This window comes from Pseudarthrobacter adonitolis (genome assembly GCF_055412845.1).
In genome coordinates this window covers 95575-114385 of record NZ_JBVAYW010000007.1, presented here as the reverse complement: position 1 = coordinate 114385, position 18811 = coordinate 95575, and the positions used below count along the sequence as shown (strand labels likewise).

General features: G+C 66.5%; 17 protein-coding genes and 1 pseudogene. 12 read left to right on the top strand and 6 right to left on the bottom strand.

Annotated features, from left to right (window positions below; genetic code table 11):
* Window positions 1–71: 71 nt before the first annotated feature.
* The 5 genes from ACZYZ4_RS10045 to ACZYZ4_RS10025 are packed head-to-tail and all read left to right on the top strand — an operon-like array spanning window position 72 to window position 3673.
* Window positions 72–737, top strand: coding sequence for a MarR family transcriptional regulator (locus ACZYZ4_RS10045; protein ID WP_463860442.1), 666 nt, complete (start codon window positions 72–74; stop codon window positions 735–737).
* Window positions 734–1258 (top strand): hypothetical protein, encoded by a 525-nt coding sequence (locus tag ACZYZ4_RS10040; protein WP_463860441.1) that lies wholly within the window; start codon window positions 734–736, stop codon window positions 1256–1258. Before ACZYZ4_RS10045 ends, ACZYZ4_RS10040 begins: the two co-directional genes overlap by 4 nt.
* Before the next feature lie 55 nt (window positions 1259–1313).
* Window positions 1314–1607 carry a YciI family protein gene (locus ACZYZ4_RS10035; protein WP_463860440.1) on the top strand — a complete coding sequence of 98 codons (294 nt, stop codon included), beginning with the start codon at window positions 1314–1316 and terminating at the stop codon, window positions 1605–1607.
* A 46-nt stretch (window positions 1608–1653) separates the two neighbouring features.
* Window positions 1654–2820, top strand: coding sequence for a flavodoxin-dependent (E)-4-hydroxy-3-methylbut-2-enyl-diphosphate synthase (gene ispG / locus ACZYZ4_RS10030; RefSeq protein ID WP_056348354.1), 1167 nt, complete (start codon window positions 1654–1656; stop codon window positions 2818–2820).
* Window positions 2783–3673, top strand: coding sequence for a GNAT family N-acetyltransferase (locus ACZYZ4_RS10025; protein ID WP_463860437.1), 891 nt, complete (start codon window positions 2783–2785; stop codon window positions 3671–3673). The genes ispG and ACZYZ4_RS10025 overlap by 38 nt, the downstream gene beginning before the upstream one ends.
* Window positions 3674–3687: 14 nt before the next feature.
* Here ACZYZ4_RS10025 and ACZYZ4_RS10020 read toward each other — a convergent pair whose 3' ends face one another.
* The 3 genes from ACZYZ4_RS10020 to ACZYZ4_RS10010 all read right to left on the bottom strand — a co-directional run bounded on the left by ACZYZ4_RS10020 (window position 3688) and on the right by ACZYZ4_RS10010 (window position 5911).
* Window positions 3688–4239 (bottom strand): TetR/AcrR family transcriptional regulator, encoded by a 552-nt coding sequence (locus ACZYZ4_RS10020; protein WP_463860586.1) that lies wholly within the window; start codon window positions 4237–4239, stop codon window positions 3688–3690.
* A 137-nt stretch (window positions 4240–4376) separates the two neighbouring features.
* A complete protein-coding gene (locus tag ACZYZ4_RS10015) occupies window positions 4377–5120 on the bottom strand; it encodes an ABC transporter permease (RefSeq protein ID WP_463860585.1) in 744 nt (247 codons plus the stop codon).
* Window positions 5121–5128: 8 nt separating this feature from the next.
* Complete coding sequence (locus tag ACZYZ4_RS10010; protein WP_463860435.1) at window positions 5129–5911, bottom strand: ABC transporter ATP-binding protein; 783 nt, start codon at window positions 5909–5911, stop codon at window positions 5129–5131.
* Between the two features lie 428 nt (window positions 5912–6339).
* On the opposite strand from ACZYZ4_RS10010, the gene ACZYZ4_RS10005 reads away from it, so the two are divergent.
* The 3 genes and pseudogenes from ACZYZ4_RS10005 to ACZYZ4_RS09995 all read left to right on the top strand — a co-directional run bounded on the left by ACZYZ4_RS10005 (window position 6340) and on the right by ACZYZ4_RS09995 (window position 10388).
* Entirely contained in the window at window positions 6340–8148 is a 1809-nt protein-coding gene (locus ACZYZ4_RS10005) for a proline--tRNA ligase (RefSeq protein ID WP_463860433.1), read from the top strand.
* A 9-nt stretch (window positions 8149–8157) separates the two neighbouring features.
* Window positions 8158–8952, top strand: a complete 795-nt coding sequence (locus ACZYZ4_RS10000; protein ID WP_463860431.1) for a sulfite exporter TauE/SafE family protein — start codon at window positions 8158–8160, stop codon at window positions 8950–8952.
* A 53-nt stretch (window positions 8953–9005) separates the two neighbouring features.
* Window positions 9006–10388: pseudogene (locus tag ACZYZ4_RS09995) on the top strand (pyridoxal phosphate-dependent decarboxylase family protein).
* Window positions 10389–10403: 15 nt separating this feature from the next.
* On the opposite strand, the gene ACZYZ4_RS09990 reads toward ACZYZ4_RS09995, so the two are convergent.
* From ACZYZ4_RS09990 to ACZYZ4_RS09980, 3 genes are read right to left on the bottom strand one after another with little or no spacing between them, the layout of a single operon-like run.
* Window positions 10404–11435, bottom strand: coding sequence for an aminoglycoside phosphotransferase family protein (locus tag ACZYZ4_RS09990; protein ID WP_463860429.1), 1032 nt, complete (start codon window positions 11433–11435; stop codon window positions 10404–10406).
* On the bottom strand, window positions 11432–12160 hold the full coding sequence (locus tag ACZYZ4_RS09985; protein ID WP_463860427.1) for a VIT1/CCC1 transporter family protein: 729 nt from the start codon (window positions 12158–12160) through the stop codon (window positions 11432–11434). Before ACZYZ4_RS09985 ends, ACZYZ4_RS09990 begins: the two co-directional genes overlap by 4 nt.
* 51 nt (window positions 12161–12211) lie before the next feature.
* Window positions 12212–13366, bottom strand: coding sequence for a DUF4439 domain-containing protein (locus ACZYZ4_RS09980; protein WP_463860425.1), 1155 nt, complete (start codon window positions 13364–13366; stop codon window positions 12212–12214).
* Between the two features lie 106 nt (window positions 13367–13472).
* Between ACZYZ4_RS09980 and rimP the strand changes: the two genes are divergently transcribed.
* The 4 genes from rimP to infB all read left to right on the top strand — a co-directional run bounded on the left by rimP (window position 13473) and on the right by infB (window position 18692).
* Window positions 13473–14087, top strand: coding sequence for a ribosome maturation factor RimP (gene rimP / locus ACZYZ4_RS09975; protein ID WP_463860423.1), 615 nt, complete (start codon window positions 13473–13475; stop codon window positions 14085–14087).
* Window positions 14087–15067, top strand: a complete 981-nt coding sequence (nusA, locus tag ACZYZ4_RS09970; RefSeq protein ID WP_463860421.1) for a transcription termination factor NusA — start codon at window positions 14087–14089, stop codon at window positions 15065–15067. The genes rimP and nusA overlap by 1 nt, the downstream gene beginning before the upstream one ends.
* Before the next feature lie 173 nt (window positions 15068–15240).
* Window positions 15241–15618 carry a YlxR family protein gene (locus ACZYZ4_RS09965; protein ID WP_463860419.1) on the top strand — a complete coding sequence of 126 codons (378 nt, stop codon included), beginning with the start codon at window positions 15241–15243 and terminating at the stop codon, window positions 15616–15618.
* Window positions 15619–15770: 152 nt separating this feature from the next.
* The gene (infB, locus tag ACZYZ4_RS09960) at window positions 15771–18692 is read left to right on the top strand and encodes a translation initiation factor IF-2 (protein WP_463860417.1); all 2922 of its coding nucleotides are present in this window, start codon (window positions 15771–15773) and stop codon (window positions 18690–18692) included.
* Window positions 18693–18811 lie beyond the last annotated feature (119 nt).

Below are 18811 nucleotides of genomic sequence, written 5' to 3'. Positions count from 1 at the left end.
TTTATTGGCTGATATTTGATAATCAGCTATTTTTGATTGATTATGCGTGATTATCTGCGTACGGTTAAGGCATGTACGTACTGACCATCGACCAGCGAGGCAGCACTGCCGACGTGGACCGCGTTCCCGATCTGATCGCCGCGCTGCGCAGCCTCACCCCGGCGCCCTTTGAACGGTCGGTGGGTGATGAACTCCAGGGTGTTGTGGAACATGCCGAGGACGTGGTGGAGATCGCCTTGTACGCACTCCGGAGCGGGCACTGGTACGTCGGGATCGGGATAGGTGCCGTGCAGCTCACCCCGGGCTCAAGCCCCCGGGAAGGTTCCGGGAGCGGCTTTGTGGCAGCGCGAAAGGCCGTGGAACTCGCCAAGGGCTCGGCTGGTCAGGTTCCGTTGTCGGTGGTGTCCGGCAGCATTGGCCGTGGACGGGAGATTCCTCCCCACGCCAAGGAAGGAGCCATGACCAGTGCAAATGCCCAGGCGGTGCTTCGCCTGATCGGACGGGTGGTGCAGCAACGCACACCAGCCCAGTGGCGGGTGGTGGACCGGTTGCGCGCGCTCCAGGGCGGCGATGGAAAGCACGGCAGCCAGAAACACGTGGCCCAGGAATTGGGAATCACGGAGCAGTCGGTGAGCCGTGCTGTGCTCAGGTCCGGCTGGCAGGAGGAATGGGCCGCCAGGCCTGCCGCGGCCATGCTCCTCGACTACGCCCATTCCCAGATTGAAGGAGACCGGTGAACGCACTCTGGATCACAGTTGCCCTGTTGGTGGCCGGATTCGCAGGATGGCCTGTGACCGCACTGGTGTTCCGGCTCGCCAGGACCATTGACGACAAAGCGGACGCAGCCAGGAAATCGGACCACGACGCATCAGCCCAGGACCCTTCAGCCGATGTCACGGTAGACACCGTTTCGGAAGCCCCGCGGGCTGGTACGGGGCAAACCGTCGACGGTGAGCTGACGGCGGGTGGCGGCCAACCGTCGTCGGACGCTCCTCAGCTTGCGCCCTCGCTGCCGGCCCAGCGGATCCTGCGCGGCGGGGCAATCATCGGAGTCTTGGAACGCCTGGGCGTCTGCGTGGCCATCCTGACCGGACAGCCGGTGGCCATTGCCTACATTGTGGCCATCAAAGGCCTGGGCAGGTTCGCCGAATTGAAGGAGACCCCCGTGGCTGCGGAGCGGTTCATCATCGGAACGCTCACGTCCATGCTGTGGGCTGCGGGAACGGCGGCAGTGATCAAGGTGGTGTTCCTGCAGTGAGTCTTGCTGGCTGCCCGGATCGGCGCCAGCCCACCCCTGGGGATAGGGTGTCCTTATGACTGTTTTTGCCGTTGAGTATGTGTACGCTGCCGATTCCTCCGCCGTCCGTGATGATCACCGCCCCGCGCACCGCGCCTGGTTGGCGGGTCTGGCGGACGAGGGCGAGCTGCTGACCAGCGGACCCTACGGTGACGGGGCAGGCGCCCTGCTGATCTTCAAGGTCCAGGACGAAACCCAGCTGAACGAACTCCTCAAGCAGGACCCGTTCGCCGTCGCCGGCGCCATTGCCGGGATCCGGACTACCGAGTGGACTCCCGTGATCGGCCTCCTGGCCGCGCACGCATCCTGATTCCGGGACCTTTTTCACTACCGAAACACCTACCCAAGGAGTCCACGTGACCTCGGTCAGCCTGGGAATGCCGTCAGCACCGCCGCCCGTCCTCGCCCCCCGCCGCAAGACGCGCCAGATCAAGGTGGGTTCCGTTGGGGTCGGCTCGGACTCGCCCATTAGTGTGCAGTCCATGACCACCACGCCCACCACGGACATCAACGCCACCCTGCAGCAGATCGCGGAACTCACCGCCTCCGGTTGCGATATCGTGCGCGTCGCCTGCCCGTCGGCGGATGACGCAGAGGCCCTGCCCATCATCGCGCGCAAGTCCCAGATCCCCGTCATAGCGGACATCCACTTCCAGCCGAAGTACGTCTTCGCGGCGATTGAGGCTGGCTGCGCGGCAGTGCGCGTGAACCCGGGAAATATCCGCAAGTTCGATGACCAGGTCAAGGAAATCGCCCGCGCGGCGAAGGATCACGGGACCTCCATCCGGATCGGCATCAACGCCGGATCGCTGGAGCCCGGAATCCTGAAGAAGTATGGCAAGGCCACCCCCGAGGCCCTCGTGGAGTCCGCAGTCTGGGAAGCCTCGCTGTTCGAAGAGCACGGTTTCAACGACTTCAAGATCTCGGTCAAGCACAACGACCCGGTCATCATGGTTGCTGCTTACGAGATGCTGGCCGAGCAGGGCGACTGGCCCCTGCACCTGGGCGTGACCGAAGCCGGGCCGGCCTTCCAGGGAACCATCAAGTCCGCCACGGCCTTCGGGGCGCTCCTGGCTAGGGGCATCGGCGACACCATCCGGGTTTCCCTCTCGGCGCCTCCCGTCGAGGAAATCAAGGTGGGCAACCAGATCCTCCAGTCCCTGAACCTGCGTCCGCGCAAACTGGAGATCGTCTCCTGCCCGTCATGCGGCCGCGCCCAGGTGGACGTGTACACCCTTGCCGAGCAGGTCACTGCAGGGCTGGAAGGCATGGAAATTCCGCTCCGCGTGGCAGTGATGGGCTGTGTTGTCAACGGACCCGGCGAAGCCCGCGAAGCCGATCTGGGTGTGGCGTCCGGCAATGGCAAGGGCCAGATCTTTGTGAAGGGCCAAGTCATTAAGACTGTGCCTGAGAGCGAGATTGTTGAGACACTGATTGAAGAGGCCATGCGCATAGCTGAAGAGATGGGGGAGGCCGATGGCGAAGATGCTGTCAAGGGTAGCCCCGTGGTTAGCGTCTCATAAAGCGGACGCCGCGCCGGCGGGAATATCCGTCCGGACCCTCGCCAGCGCGGACACCGCTGCCCTGCGGCGCCTTGCGTCGCAGGACCCGGTGGCCAATGTCTTTATTCTGGCGCACCTCCGGGCGGCGGGCTCTGCCGCGCCAACCGCTGGCGGCGCCGGCGTCTTGGGAGTGTTCGACGACGGGATCCTGGCGGGCGCGTGCTGGGCAGGGGCCAACCTGGTCCCGGTCCAGCTTGACCCCGAATTTGCCGGGCTTGTCGCTGCCGCAGCAAGCACATCCGGCCGCCGCTTCGCCTCCGCCTTTGGCCCCGCAGATGCCGTCCTTGCCCTCCATGCTGAGCTTGCCGAACTGGGGCATGCGGCTCACGAGGTGCGGGATGAACAGCCGCTGATGACACTCTGCGGGCCGCCGGCGGTGGAGCCGAACGCGGATCTGGGTCTCGGCCGGCTGGCCGACTTTGACCGGATCCTTCCCGCCTGCGCCGCGATGTTCGAAGAGGAAGTGGGCTACTCGCCGTTCCTCGGGAGCAAGGAGTTCTACAGCCGCCGAGTGGAAGGCCTCATCCGGCAAGGCCATTCATTGGCGCACGTCAACGAATCCGGCGATGTTGTGTTCAAGGCCGAGCTGGGAGCTGTGACAGCCGACGTCACGCAGATCCAGGGTGTATGGATGAACCCCGGTTACCGCGGACAGGGTCTGAGCGCGGGCTACATGGCTGCCGTAGTGGAGAAGGCGCGCACGCTTGCCCCCGTCACCAGCCTCTACGTCAACGGCTTCAACCTGCGGGCACGGTCCACATACGAGCGCGTGGGCTTCCGCCAGGTTGGCACCTTCGCCACGGTTCTGTTCTAGCCTCCAGCTCCAGTTCACCGGTCAGCTTTCAGGTCACCCGTCAGGTAATGCTGGACGTTCGGAGCCACGAGCCGGACAACGTCGTCGGGGGAGGCGGACGCGAGCGGTTCCAGTCGAATCACATATCGGACCAGCATCACGCCCACCATCTGCGTGGCCACGAGATTTCCGCGCATGGCCACTTCCGCGGGCGGTCCCGGGACTCCTGCCATGATCCGGCTGAGGATGGCGCGCTGTACCAGTTCCCGCAGCAGCATCGTCTTGGCCCTGGAGCCGAGGGTTCCCCTGAGGAAGGCCACCAGGCTGTGCTGGGCCGGGCTCTCCCACAAGCGCAGCACGGCCCGCACGATCGCCTCGGCCCGGTCCTCCGGCGAGTAGCCGTCGACGCCCGCCAGGACCTTCTCCGGGTCGGCCGGCAGGGCCACGCTCAGCGCAAAAAGCTCGTCCTTGCCCTTGAAGAAGTGGTGAACCATGGCGGGGTCCACTCCGGTTTCCCGGGCGATTTGGCGCAGACTGGTTCCTTCGAAGCCGTGTTCGGCGAACAGCCTCCGGGCCGTGTCCAGGATCTGGTCCCTCGACTCGGTTGCCCCGCCGCGCCGACCTCGCCGGCCCGGCCCAGCCGCGCTGCCTGCGGGACCCGCGACGCCCGCCGGTTCACCAGCGTCTGCGGGACCCGCGCTGCCCGCGGCATCATGCTGTCCGTTCACGCGGTCCGCCGGCGCAGGGTCAGCGATGCGAGGACCAAGACCGCCAGGACAATGGCCACGATGACTCCGGCGTCCGTCCACAGCTGGTCTGTGGGCTCGGTGTTGGTGGCGATCTCCTGCAGCGCATCCACCGAAAAGGTCAGGGGAAGGACGTTCGACACAGCCTCGAGGGCCTCGTTCATCCTGTCGCGGGCCACAAAGAGGCCACAGAGCAGGATCTGTGGGACCACCACCACCGGCATAAACTGCACGGCCTGGAATTCCGTCCGGGCGAAGGCCGAACAGAGCAGCCCCAGCGCGACGCCAAGAACCGCGTTGATCACGGCAATCATGACAACCAGTCCCGGGCTGCCTTGGATGTCGAGCCCGAAAATCCAGTAGGCAACCGCGGTAGCCACCAGCGACTGCAGGGCGGCCATGATGGAAAATGCCAGTCCGTAGCCGAACAGCAGGTCCGCCTTGTGGATGGGAGTGGTCAGCAACCGTTCCAGGGTTCCGGAGGTGCGTTCGCGCAGCATCGTGATGGACGTAACCAGGAACATCACCACAAACGGGAAGATCGCCAGCATCATCAGGCCAACGCGGTCAAAGGTCCTGGGCACGCCTGGCGGCAGCGTTTCATTCTCATAAAGAAAGTACACGGCGGTGAGCAGCAGTGCAGGGACTACCAAGATCAGCGCGATGCTTCGGTGGTCGTGCCGGAGCTGGTCGAGGACGCGCCGGGTGGTGGCCAGCATCATCATCAGATTCATGACCGTACCGTCCTTTCAGTGGACTGCGTTTCGGCAGCGTCCTGGATGATGTGCAGGAAGGCCTTTTCCAGATCGGCACTGTGCCCGCGTCGGCTCAATTCCGCCGGCGTCAGCCGCGCCAGGAGCTTCCCTTCCCGCAGCAGGAGGAGTGATCCGCAATGGCTGGCTTCCTCCATCACATGGCTGGAAACCAGCAGGGTGGTGCCGGACTCGGCCATGGACCGGAACCGGTCCCACAGGTCAGCCCGGAGCGCCGGATCAAGGCCCACGGTCGGCTCATCCAGGACCAGCAGGCTGGGACGCGCCACTAGGGCGCAGGCCAGCGACACCCGGCTCAGCTGACCGCCGGAGAGGTCGCCGGTTTGCTGCCTGGCCTGCGGTTCAAGCCCGACGGCGGCGATCGCCTCTGCGGCTTCCGCCCGGCCCTTGCGGTGCATGGCGCCGAAGTAGCGGACGTTGGCTTCGACGGTGAGGTCCGGGTACACGCTGGGGGACTGGGTCACGTAGCCCACCCGGTGCCGCAGGTCAGGGTGCCCGGCGGGCAGCCCCAGAACCTGGACGGAGCCGGACGTGAGCATCTGGACGCCCATGATGGCCCGCATGAGCGTGGTCTTGCCGCTGCCGGACGGGCCCAGCAGTCCGGTGATCTGGCCTGCTTCGATGGAAAAGTCCAGACCGCGCAGGACGGGAATCTTTCCCCGGGCGATGCGCAGGGCGTCGGCAATAATGGCCACTTGATCACCGGTGCCGGCCGGGGCGGTTGCTGCTGAATGGGACATGTATTCCCTCCGAATGCTGGGAGTCCTCCGCTGAATTCACCATGCGATGAATTCAAACTAGACCCGCCTAAGGCGGCCGTCAACAACTTCGAATGGAAAAACCCTTGTGGATGTGTCGGCGATCACATAAGTTCGATCTAGCTGCGCTGGAGAGGGTGGGCGGTCTCACCAGTCCCTAGGCGTCAACGGCCATGGAGCCACGTCCGGATGCAATGACCAGCCGTTTACGGCCAGGGGCTTTGCATTGCCGGGCGTGGCTCTATTGCGTGCGGCACTGAGCCAGGCCCAGCGTCCGGCTGGGCGTCCGTCGCTGGCCCGACGCAGGTTCCGCCGCCGGGCGTGCTGTGGATTGCCGGTAGATTAGTACCCAGAAGAATTGCCCGGCTCTGCTTTCCAGCAGCTATTCCCCAGAAACGGATAACCCACCCGTGGTCACAAGAATGTCCAAGCTTTTCCTGCGCACTTTGCGTGAAGATCCCGTCGACGCTGAGGTGGCCAGCCACCGGCTCCTGGTTCGGGCCGGCTACATCCGCCGCGCGGCGCCCGGCATCTACACCTGGCTGCCGCTGGGCCTGAGTGTGCTGCGCAAGGTCGAGGCCGTCGTCCGCGAGGAAATGGACGCCATCGGTGCCCAGGAAGTCCACTTCCCGGCGCTGCTGCCGCGCGAGCCCTACGAGGCCACCAACCGCTGGACCGAATACGGCGAAGGCCTGTTCCGCCTCCAGGACCGCAAGGGTGCCGACTACCTGCTGGCCCCCACACACGAGGAAATGTTCACGCTTCTGGTCAAGGATCTGTACTCGTCCTACAAGGACCTGCCCCTGAGCCTGTACCAGATCCAGAACAAGTACCGCGACGAAGCACGCCCCCGCGCGGGCCTGCTGCGCGGCCGCGAATTCATCATGAAGGACTCCTACTCCTTCGACGTGGACGACGCAGGCCTGGACGCCAGCTACGCCGCCCACCGAGGCGCCTACCTGAAGATCTTCGCGCGTCTGGGCCTGGAAGTCATTCCCGTTGCGGCCACCGCCGGCGCCATGGGCGGGTCCAAGAGCGAGGAGTTCCTGCACCCCACCGAGATCGGCGAAGACACCTTCGTGCGCTCCGCCGGCGGCTATGCAGCCAACGTCGAAGCCGTCACCACCGTCGTCCCGGCCGAGATCGACTTCAGCAACGCCCCTGCCGCCGAGGTCCTCGACACCCCCAACACGCCCACCATCGACACGCTGGTGGCCGCATCCAACGAACTGGCTCCCCGGAGCGGGGCCGACGGCGGCGCCTGGACTGGGGCTGACACCCTCAAGAACGTGGTTCTTGCCGTCACCCTGCCCACCGGTGAGCGCCAGCTTGTGGTCATCGGCCTCCCGGGTGACCGCGGCGTGGACCTCAAGCGCGTGGAAGCCAACATCGGTTCCTTCCTGCCCATCGGCGGCGAGATCACCCTTGAGGCAGCCAACGACGACGACCTCAAAAAGCAGCCCCTTATCGTCAAGGGCTACCTGGGACCCGGCCTGACGCCGGACAAACCCCTGCTGGGCAGCGAAAGCTCAACCAAGCTCCTCTACCTGGTGGATCCCCGCGTTGTCAGCGGCACGGCCTGGATCACCGGGGCCAACGAAGCAGGAAAGCACGTGTTTGGCCTGGTCGCCGGCCGCGACTTCACCTGGGACGGCGTCATCGAGTGCACGGAAGTCCGCGAAGGCGACCCCGCCCCGGACGGTTCCGGTCCCCTGGAGACCGCCCGCGGCATCGAGATGGGCCACATCTTCCAGCTGGGCCGCAAGTACGCTGCAGCCCTGGACTTGAAGGTCCTGGACCAGAACGGCAAGCAGGTGGTGGTCACCATGGGTTCCTACGGTGTCGGCGTCACCCGCGCCGTCGCGGCCCTGGCCGAATCCAACCACGACGACAACGGCCTGGTCTGGCCCCGCGCCGTCGCCCCCGCCGATGTCCATGTGGTGGCCGTCGGCCGGGGCGAGGAAATCTTTGCCGCCGCCGAGCAGCTGGCCCTGGAACTCGAGGCCGCCGGCCTGGACGTCATCTACGACGACCGGCCCAAAGTCTCCCCGGGCGTAAAGTTCGGCGACGCGGAACTCGTCGGCGTCCCCACCATCCTGGCCGTCGGCCGCGGCCTGGTGGACGGTGTTGTGGAAATCAAGGACCGCCGAAGCGGCGAAGCGGAGAACGTGGCCGTGGACAAGGCCGTTGACTATGTGGTCACCGCCGTCCGCAGCTGACCTGCGGCGGTGATTTCCGGGTTCGAGTCGATCCAGCTCACCACAATCATCCTGATTGTGGTGGCTGGATTTGCTGCCGGCTGGGTGGACGCCGTGGTGGGCGGCGGAGGTCTGCTCCAGCTGCCGGCCATGCTGCTGGTACCCGGGATCACGCCGGTCCAGGCCTTGGCCACCAACAAGATGGGGTCTATTTTCGGCACCACCACGAGTGCGGTGACGTACTACGGGCGGGTAAAACCGGACCTTCGGACAGCCGTGCCCATGGCGGTGATCGCCCTTGCCGGCAGCTTCGCCGGTGCGGTGCTGGCCGCCACCCTGCCGGCGAGTGTCTTCAAGCCGATCATCGTGGTGGCGCTGGTCGTCGTCGCGCTTTTTACGGCACTGAAGCCCAACGTCGGCGACATCACCGTGCTGCGGCACGACGGCCGCACGCACTACGTGGTGGCATGCCTGATCGGGGCCGTGATCGGCTTCTATGACGGCCTGATTGGTCCGGGCACCGGTTCCTTCCTCATCATCGCGCTCGTCTCGGCGATGGGCTATGCCTTCCTGGAGGCAAGCGCCAAAGCCAAGATCGTGAACATGGCCACCAACGCAGGCGCCCTGCTGTTCTTCCTGCCCCATGGGTCAATCCTGTGGGGTCTCGGCCTGCTGCTGGGGCTGGCCAACATGGCCGGCGGCTATCTGGGCGCGCGGACCGCGGTGAAGCAGGGCAGCCGCTTCATCCGCGTTGTTTTCCTGCTGGTGGTGGGCGCCCTGATCATCAAACTCGGCGTCGATGTCTGGCAGGAAAACTTCGCCTGACAGGGTAGCCGAAACCCTCGCAGCCCCCGGCCGGCCGGGCGTACCATGCAGGTATGTCCGCGGGCGGGGAACCCTATTCGGAAGCGTTGTCAGCCGCGGCCCGTCGAGCCGCCGAGTGGCTGGCGAGCCTGCCGGACAGGCGCGTCGGGCCCGCCCAAAGTGCCCACGATCTCGCGGCTGACTTCGCTGGACCACTTCCCGCGCAGGGCATGTCCGCGGCAGCTGTAGTTGAGTACCTGGCGGACAAGGCCGAACCGGGGCTGATGGCGATGCCCTCCGGGCGCTTTTTTGGTTGGGTGATCGGCGGGACGTTGCCTGCCGCCCTGGCTGGTCGGCGCCTGGGACCAGAACTCCGGCCTGCGCTACGCCACCCCGGCCATAGCCGCCATCGAGGAGGGGGCCGGCCACTGGCTGCTGGACCTTCTCGGCCTTCCGGCGGAATCGGACGTCGGCTTCACCACAGGTGCCACGATGGCCAACTTCACCGGGCTGGCCGCTGCCCGGTGGCGGTTGCTGGCCGAGGCCGGCTGGGACCTCGACGGCGATGGCCTGGCAGGCGCCCCGCGCATCAGGTGCTTTGTGGGCCAGGAGCGCCACGAGACCGTTGACCTGGGCCTGCGGTACCTCGGCCTCGGCCGGCCCGTTGCGGTCCCCGCAGAGGCCCAGGGCAGACTGGTCGCCGCAGAGCTGGACCGGCTGCTGTCGGAAGGGTCCGGGCCCGCGCTGGTCTGCCTCCAGGCCGGCAACCTCCACTCCGGAGCCTTCGACCCCTTCGACGCCGCCATCGAGGTTGCCCGGCGGCATGGTGCCTGGGTCCACGTCGACGGCGCGTTTGGGCTGTGGGCCGCGGCCGTGCCCGAGTTCGCGGACCTCACCCGCGGCATGGGCCCTGGCCGATTCGTGGGGGACCGACGCCCAAGACCCTCCACGTCCCTTACGACTGCGGCATCGCGGTGGTCAAGGACAGCGCCGCGCTGGGCAACGCCATGGGCCTGCACACCAGTTACCTCGTCCACGATGCCGAAGGTCCAGGCGACCCCTTCCAGAAGGTGCCGGAGCTGTCCCGGCGCGGCCGCGGGGTACCGGTGTGGGCCGCCCTCCGCTCCCTGGGCAGGAACGGGGTGGCAGCCCAGGTCCGCGGGCTCGCCGACGCCGCTTCGAAGATCGGGAGCCGCCTGGCTGAGGTGGACGGCGTCGAGGTGCTTAACAAGGTGGACTACACGCAGGTTTCGCTCGCCTTCGGGGACGACGCCACCACGCGCGCCGTGACAGCCCGGGTGATCGAGGACGGCAAGGTCTGGATGTCCGGTTCACACTGGCAAGGCAGGGATGTCCTGCGCGTCTCGGTCAGCAACTGGAGCACTGACGCGGACGACGTCGGCACCGCCGTCGAGGCGGTCAGCTCCGCTTTGGCAGCGGTACGGGCTGCCGGCTGATCACCCGCCCGTCGCTCAGCCGTCGCCCTGGCCCGGCTCAGGCAGGGCGTGCGCCGAGGGGAGACCGTCGAGGGTCCGCCCGGCAAGGGTGCTCGCGACCCAGAGGGACCGGGCCAGATCGCCTTGGTGGCGCGGTATGGCCGCGTAGCAGAGGGCGTTCTCCACTTCGCGCGCCACGGCCCACTGGCGCGCAGCTTCGGCGTCGAGGCCGGCCGCGGCGCTGAAGTCCTGGCAGCGCCGCCTTAATCCTCCGGCCGGATCGCTCCGGGGCAAGTCGCCGAGACGGTTCCACAGCAGCGGTGCCACCGCGAATTCCGGTTCGCCGATCATGGGCTGGGGGTCGATGGCGACGAAGGCCTGCCCGGGCAGCGCTCCGCTGTTGGCCTGGGGCCGGGCCAGGATGTTCAGGAAATGCAGGTCCGTATGGACCAGGACATCGCGGCCGGAGCGGCGGCCCACGGCGCCGCGGGTCTGGCAGACCTCCAAAGCAGCTTCGAGCAGCCAGCGCGGGAACGGGCGGCCTTGCTGTTCCCAGTCGGCGGGCAGGTCATCGCTCCATTGTTCGGCCCGCCCGGCGATGTGGTCGAATTCCTGCCACTGCTGCCGTCCATCCGGCACCAGGCTCAACTGCCGCATGGTGCTGCCCCAGGTAACCGCCGCCTCATCCAGCGGAAGGCTCTGGAGCGAGCAGCCCGCATTCAGCCGCTCAAGCAGCATCGCGCACGTTCCGGCGTCGGATTCCAATAGCCGGACGGCGCCGGATCCGCCCCACAGGGCAAGCGCATGGCGTTCCACCCGTGCCTCATCGTGGGGAAAGGCGATCTTGAGCGCCGCCGGCGTCCCGTCCATCCGGCGGACAGGGACCACCACGCCGCCGTGGCCATGCCACGGGAGGGCGCCGGCTGACAGGTCAACAGCCAGTTCCCAATGTTCCAGCCGCCCCTGGACCAGTCCCGGAAGTGAGGCGAGCCAGGCCCGTCCTGCGCTGCTGTGGCTGTAGCGCAGGCTGAGTGCGGGCGGGATGGGCACGCCAATCTGGACGCTCACAGGACACCGCTTGCGCCGAGCAGGTTGCCGATGGAGTACGTGGCAGCCAAGGCCAAAGCGCCGCCCACCACCACCCTGACGGCGGCCCGCACCCTCGAACCCCCGCCGATCCAGGCGCCCAAGGCCCCAGTGGCAGCCAGGGCCACCAGCACAGCAGCGAAAGTCAGCGGGACACGGATGTCCTCTGGTGGCAGCAGGATGGCGGCCATCGGCAGGATGGCGCCGGCGACGAACGCAACGGCTGAAGCCAGGGCTGCATTCCAGGGGCTGACGATGTCTGTTTCATCGATGTTCAGTTCGGCGGAGAGATGTGCGCCCAGGGCGTCGTGGGCTGTCAGCTCCCTGGCCACCGCCCGGGCTGTGTCCAGGCTCAGGCCCTTGCCCTGGTAGATGGCCGCGAGTTCCTCCAGCTCTTCCTCCGGTTCTTCCTGCAGTTCCAGGCGTTCCTTTTCGATCAAGGCCTCCTGGCTGTCCTTCTGGCTGCTGACGGAGACATATTCGCCCAAGGCCATGGAGACTGCTCCGCCCACCAGGCCGGCCGTGCCGGCGACGAGGATCGGGCCGGACTGTGTGGTGACACCGGCGACGCCCACCACGATTGCGGCGACCGAGACGATGCCGTCATTTGCACCCAGCACGCCGGCGCGCAGCCAGTTCAGGCGCTGCGCGCTGTCGTTTTGGTGTGGCTCATTCTCATGAAGGGCGGGGGCGCCGGCACTGTCCATGCCTCCAGCAAAGCATTAGTGCCCGCGGCTGGCCAGTGTGCCGGGCCTTGGCTACGAATTGCCGGGAGGACTGGCACTGGTTGTGGAAGGCCCCGGGGTTGATACAGGCTCCGGCAGTGGCGGCAGGAGTGCCTCGTCCAGGACCATGCCGGGAACCGGGCCCGGCGAGGAACCCCAATAGACGCTCCGCCAGGCCGCCGACTGAAGTGCCGAGAGTGCCCATTCGCGTTCGCGCCCCTCGCTGAGGGCCACCACGTCGCCGAGCACCGGAAGTGTCCCTGCCTCCAGTGTTCCCAGCCCCGCTGCAGGGTCTGCCAGGAACGCCTGGCTCAGGGCATAGCCGGGTTGCCTCAGGGGTACCGCGGCGCAGCGGGACCTGCCCATGGTCTCCGCCTCGCCCCGGAGGACGCGGTGCCGGGCCAGGAAATCCGACGCAGGGGCAGCGGACCCGGAGTCAAGCCTGGTCAGTGCAGCCTGGTACGCGTAGACCAGTTCCAGCTCGCCCGCCACGGCTGAGGCAAAGGCTGAGCCGAGGTCCGCGCCAGTTCTGGCGTCGGCGACGGCCGCTTCGCTGGCACAGCTGGTGGCAGCCGAAGCCGTAAAAGGCGTGGTGGGCGCCGGCGATGCGGGGGAGGAGGAGCCAGCGCCTGGAAGCGGTGCCAACGCGACCCCGGTCGCCGAGGCTAGGTCCTCTGCAGCCAGAAGCTGGGCAGTACCGGCGCCGGCGAGAAGGCGGGCCATGCCGCCGTCGGCCGTTACAGAGTCCTGGAGCCGCTGCGCCCCGCTTGCTTGGAGGGCAGCGGCGAAGTCCGCGGTGGTCGATGGCAGCGGGACGGTGGCCAGTGCGGTGGCCGCGTCAGTAGCCGCGCCGTCCGGTGCAGGATCGCCGGCCGCAGCGGCCGGCAGCATCAGCGCCCGGGCCTGGACAGTCAGCAAAGTCACAACCCGGGCCAGGGCTGCAGCTTGTGGGGCCGGCGCAGTGGCGCCGGCAGCGCCTTCCAAGTCCAGGCCCGCGGCCCTAAGGGTCAGGGAATCCGCGTACGCGGATGCCCTTGCCTGCTGGGAAAACGGCGTCCCCGCGGGCGGGGACGGTTCACGGGGGATCAGCACCAATCCCAGGCTCACCACCAGAAGGGCGGCCAGCGCAAAAACGGCGTACTGGAAATAGCGCCTACGGCGGCCGGTCTCCTGCGTGTCGTCTTTCACAACAGACCATGTTGTCACGCCTGATGCGAATCTTCGTGCACCATTGCGGCCGGAAAATCGTTACGCTAGTAGTCACAACATCATCTATTGGAAGGCGGCCGGCATCGTGAGTAATGCAGAAGCCACGACTTCATCAGACGCTACCGGAACGGGTACGGCTGAAGCTGCGCCCGCCAACAATCCCGAAGCCGTCAGGCTCCGGGCGCTGCTGGAACCGGCGGTGCAGGCCAACCGCCTGTACCTCGAGGACGTGTCCATCATGGCCGGTTCGCACCGTGTGGTCCACGTGGTCGTTGACCTGCCGCAGGAGGAAACCGGCGGCGTGAACCTTGATGTCATTGCGGACATCTCCAGGGTCCTCTCCGACGTCCTGGACAATGATCCAGCTGACGACGGGCGCCCCTACGACCTCGAGGTTTCCTCCCCGGGTGTCGCGCGTCCCCTTACCGAAGTCCGGCACTGGCACCGTGCCCGGGGCCGGATGGTCAAGGTCAACGTCATCCAGGGCGAAAATGTCACCGGCAGGGTCCAGTCCGTGGATGATTCCGGCGTCACCATCATCCCGGAGATCGCCGTCAAGAAGGGCATGAAGCCCAAGCAGGGCGAGCCGCAGATTCTTCCTTTCGACAGGATCCGCAACGGAAAAGTCGAGATCGAATTCAGCCACCTCGAAGAAGCTGGTCTGGAACCTGAGCACAATGGACCTTCTGAGGAGGCCTGATGGATATTGACATGAGCGCGCTGAGACTTCTGGAGCGTGAGCGCGAGATCCCGCTGGACCTCCTGATCCCCACCATCGAGCAGGCGCTCCTGGTGGCGTACCACAAATCGCCCGGCGCCTTCGAAAAGGCCCGGGCCGAGCTGGACCGCAAGAGCGGCCACGTGACCATCTGGGCCGTTGAGATCGACGACGACGGCGCCCCCATCGGCGAGTTCGAGGACACACCTGCCGGCTTCGGGCGTATCGCCGCGAGCACCGCACGCCAGATCATCCTGCAGCGCCTGCGCGACGTCGAGGACGACAACGTCCTGGGTGAGTTCAAGGGCCGCGAGGGTGAACTTGTGGCCGGCCTGATCCAACAGGGCAACAACCCGCACATGATCCAGGTCAACCTGGGTTCGGTGGAGGCCCTGCTGCCGCCGCCCGAACAGGTGCCGGGAGAGAAGTACATCCACGGCAACCGGCTCCGCGCCATCGTTATTGATGTCCACCGCGGTACCAAGGGCCCGTCCGTCACCCTGTCCCGTTCACACCCGGGCCTCGTCCGGAAGCTCTTCGAACTGGAGGTCCCGGAGATCGCGGACCGCTCAGTGGAGATCGTGGCACTGGCCCGCGAGGCCGGTCACCGTACCAAGATTGCGGTTAAGGCCAACACCCAGGGCATCAACGCCAAGGGCGCCTGCATCGGCGAGATGGGTTCCCGCGTCCGCGCTGTCATGACGGAACTGAACGACGAAAAAATCGACATCGTCGACTTCAGCGAGGATCCGGCAACGTTTATTGCCAGCGCACTTTCCCCCTCGCGTGTGAATTCCGTCACCATCGTGGATGAGGCCACCCGCTCCGCGCGTGTGGTGGTTCCGGACTACCAGCTCTCGCTGGCCATCGGCAAAGAGGGCCAGAACGCCCGGCTGGCGGCCAAGCTGACGGGCTGGCGGATCGATATCGTCTCTGACGCTGCCCCGCCGCGCGAAAGCTAAAACCGGCTCCGGGGCGGCTGCCGACTGCGGATACCTTCGGTCGAAGCCCCGGTTTCGGGCAGAACTGCCCCGAGGGGCTAGAATAGACATGACCGCGCCTAACGGCCGGTATTCGTGTGCCCTGAGTGTTCCCGTTCCGCCGATGTGCGGTTGGGACCTTGGGGCCGGCAGTTATGAACGTCAGGAAGATACTCACCGTGGCAGAAGTGCTTCACACCGAGGATCAACCGCAGCGTACCTGCATCGGATGCCGGAAAAAGGCTTCGCGGTCTGAGTTACTCCGGCTCGTCGCCGAAGGCAGCGGTTCCACCGCAGTGCTGGTAGACGAACGACGCCGGATGGCTGGCAGGGGCGCATGGTTGCACCCCAGCGAAGCGTGCCTGGCCCTGGCGGTCAAGCGGCGAGCATTCGGAAGGGCCCTCAATGGCGCAACCGGGTCCACCGCCGTCGAACGCCGGATCATGGCAGGCAAGCAGGACGCCGGCCCGTTGCAGATACCCTTGGTAGCTGCAGCAAAAACCGTCCAACCTGAAAGCGGGTCAGAAAACTGATGGAAACCCGATGAGTTCCCAGCGATGAGTGCGCAACGATGACAACTTTGTTGCGCTCTGCAATGGGCCCTGTAGTTGCAACCGCGGCTGGGGCCCGCAGTAAGAAGTAGACGGTTCGTGCCTGGCTCGGTGCGGACCGAGACAGGAGAAATGTGGCCAAGGTCCGCGTACATGAGCTTGCTAAAGAGCTCGGTATTACTTCCAAAGATGCAGTAACCAAACTGCAGGAACTGGGCGAATTCGTTCGCTCCGCCTCTTCAACCATTGAGGCCCCGGTGGTGCGGAAACTCCGCAACGCCTACCCCGACGCAGCTGCCAAGACCGCAGCTCCGGCAGCCGCGCCCAAGGCGCCTGCCCCGTCGGCCGATACACGACCCGCAGCACCTACTCCGGGCCCCGCAGCTCCCTCAGCCCCGGCGGCACCAGCTGCTGCGGCTCCGGCTGCACCCGTTGCCGTTTCCGCAGCTCCGGCTGCACCTGCCGCAGCACCCGTTGCGTCAGCCCCGGCCGCAAGTGCACCGTCCACCGGCGCCAAGCCCGGTGCCCGTCCGGCACCGAAGGCTGAAGCCCCGGCCGCACCGACCCGCTCCGGCGGATCAACACAGGGTGGTTCGCAGGGCGGCTCCGCACCGCGTCCCGGCGGTCCCCGTCCGGGCAACAACCCGTTCGCCACGTCGCAGGGCATGCCCCGCGGTCGCGGTGGCGACGGAGAACGTGCTCCCCGTCCGGGTAACAACCCGTTCGCTCCCTCGCAGGGCATGCCCCGCGCGGGTGGAAGCCGTCCCGACGGCGACCGTCCGGGTGGTCCGCGTCCCGCGGCCGGTGCCGGTGGTCCCCGTCCGGGTGGTCCGCGTCCCGCAGCAGGCGCCGGTGGTCCCCGTCCCGGTGGTCCGCGTCCCGCAGCAGGCGCCGGCGGCGCTGGTGGTCCGCGTGCCGCGGGGGCCGGTGGAAACCGACCTACTCCGGGCATGATGCCTAACCGCACTGAGCGTCCCGCACCCGCTGGTGCAGGACGTCCCGGCGGCGGCGCACGTGGTCCCGGACGTCCGGGTGGCGCTCCAGGTACCAGTGCTCCCGGTGCCGGTGGCGGTGCTCCGGCCGGCGGCGGCTTCGGCAAGGGTGGCCGCGGTCGCGGTGGCACCCAGGGTGCCTTCGGTAAGGGCGGCGCAGGCCGTGGCAAGCAGCGCAAGTCGAAGCGTGCCAAGCGCCAGGAACTCGAGCAGATGAGTGCTCCGTCGCTGGGTGGCGTGAGCGTACCCCGCGGCGACGGCAACACCGTAGTCCGGCTTCGCCGTGGCTCGTCCATTACGGACTTCGCCGACAAAATCGAGGCAAACCCCGCAGCACTCGTGACGGTCCTCTTCCACCTCGGCGAAATGGCCACGGCCACGCAGTCGCTGGATGAGGAAACCTTCGCACTGCTCGGCGAGGAGCTTGGCTACAAGCTCCAGGTTGTGTCGCCGGAGGACGAGGAGCGCGAGCTGCTCTCCACCTTCGACATCGACTTCGAAGCAGAGCTCGAAGCTGAAGGCGACGAAGACCTCGAGGCACGTCCTCCGGTTGTCACCGTCATGGGTCACGTTGACCACGGTAAAACCCGCCTGCTCGATGCCATCCGCAAGTCCGACGTTATGGCGGGCGAACACGGCGGCATCACGCAGCACATCGGTGCCTACCAGGTCACGCACACCCACGAAGGCGAAGACCGCAAGATCACCTTCATCGATACTCCGGGCCACGAGGCGTTCACCGCTATGCGTGCCCGTGGTGCGAAGGTCACCGACATCGCCATCCTGGTGGTCGCAGCGGACGACGGCGTTATGCCGCAGACCGTTGAGGCCCTCAACCACGCACAGGCAGCAAATGTGCCGATCGTGGTGGCCGTGAACAAGATTGACAAGGAAGGCGCCAACCCGGAGAAGGTCCGCGGCCAGCTGACCGAGTACGGCCTGGTTCCCGAAGAATACGGTGGCGACACCATGTTCGTGGAGGTCTCTGCCCGCCAGAACCTCAACATCGACGAGCTGCTCGAGGCTGTCCTGCTCACCGCAGACGCTGCCCTGGACATGCGCGCCAACCCGAACAAGGATGCCCGCGGTATCGCGATCGAAGCCAACCTGGACAAGGGCCGCGGTTCCGTGGCCACCGTCCTGGTGCAGTCCGGTTCACTGCGTGTCGGTGACACGATCGTGGCCGGTACGGCCCACGGCCGCGTCCGCGCCATGTTCGACGACGACGGCAGCGCACTGACCGAGGCTGGCCCGTCCCGCCCCGTGCAGGTTCTGGGTCTGTCCAACGTGCCGCGCGCCGGCGACACCTTCTTTGTGACCGCTGACGAGCGCACTGCCCGCCAGATCGCCGAGAAGCGTGAAGCAGCCGACCGCAACGCCGCCCTCGCCAAGCGCCGCAAGCGCATCAGCCTGGAAGACTTCGACCAGGCCGTGGCCGACGGCAAGATCGACACCCTCAACCTCATCCTCAAGGGTGACGTGTCCGGTGCCGTGGAAGCCCTCGAAGACGCACTGCTCAAGATCGACGTCGGCGAAGGCGTGCAGCTGCGCGTCATCCACCGCGGCGTTGGTGCTATCACGCAGAACGACGTCAACCTGGCAACGGTCGACAGCGCCGTTATCATCGGCTTCAACGTCAAGCCTGCCGAGCGTGTTGCCGAACTGGCAGACCGCGAAGGCGTGGACATGCGCTTCTACTCCGTCATCTACGCAGCAATTGATGACATCGAGATGGCCCTCAAGGGCATGCTCAAGCCGGAGTACGAAGAGGTCCAGCTGGGCACCGCCGAGGTCCGCGAAGTCTTCCGCTCTTCCAAGTTCGGAAACATCGCCGGTTCCATCGTTCGCTCGGGCATCATCCGACGCAACACGAAGGCCCGCATCAGCCGAGACGGCAAGACCATCGGTGACAACCTCACCGTTGAGACGCTCAAGCGCTTCAAGGACGACGCCACCGAGGTCCGCACGGACTTCGAGTGTGGTATCGGTCTTGGTTCGTTCAACGACATCACCGAGGGCGACATCATCGAGACCTTCGAGATGCGCGAAAAGCCGCGCGTCTAGGTTGTCTTAGCGTTACAGGTGCGGGGCCGTTGGGTTTTTCCCGGCGGCCCCGCCCCTTCGCCGGACGGTTTTCGATCTGCGATCGCAAACCGTCCGGCTCCGATAGGCCCGATGCCACT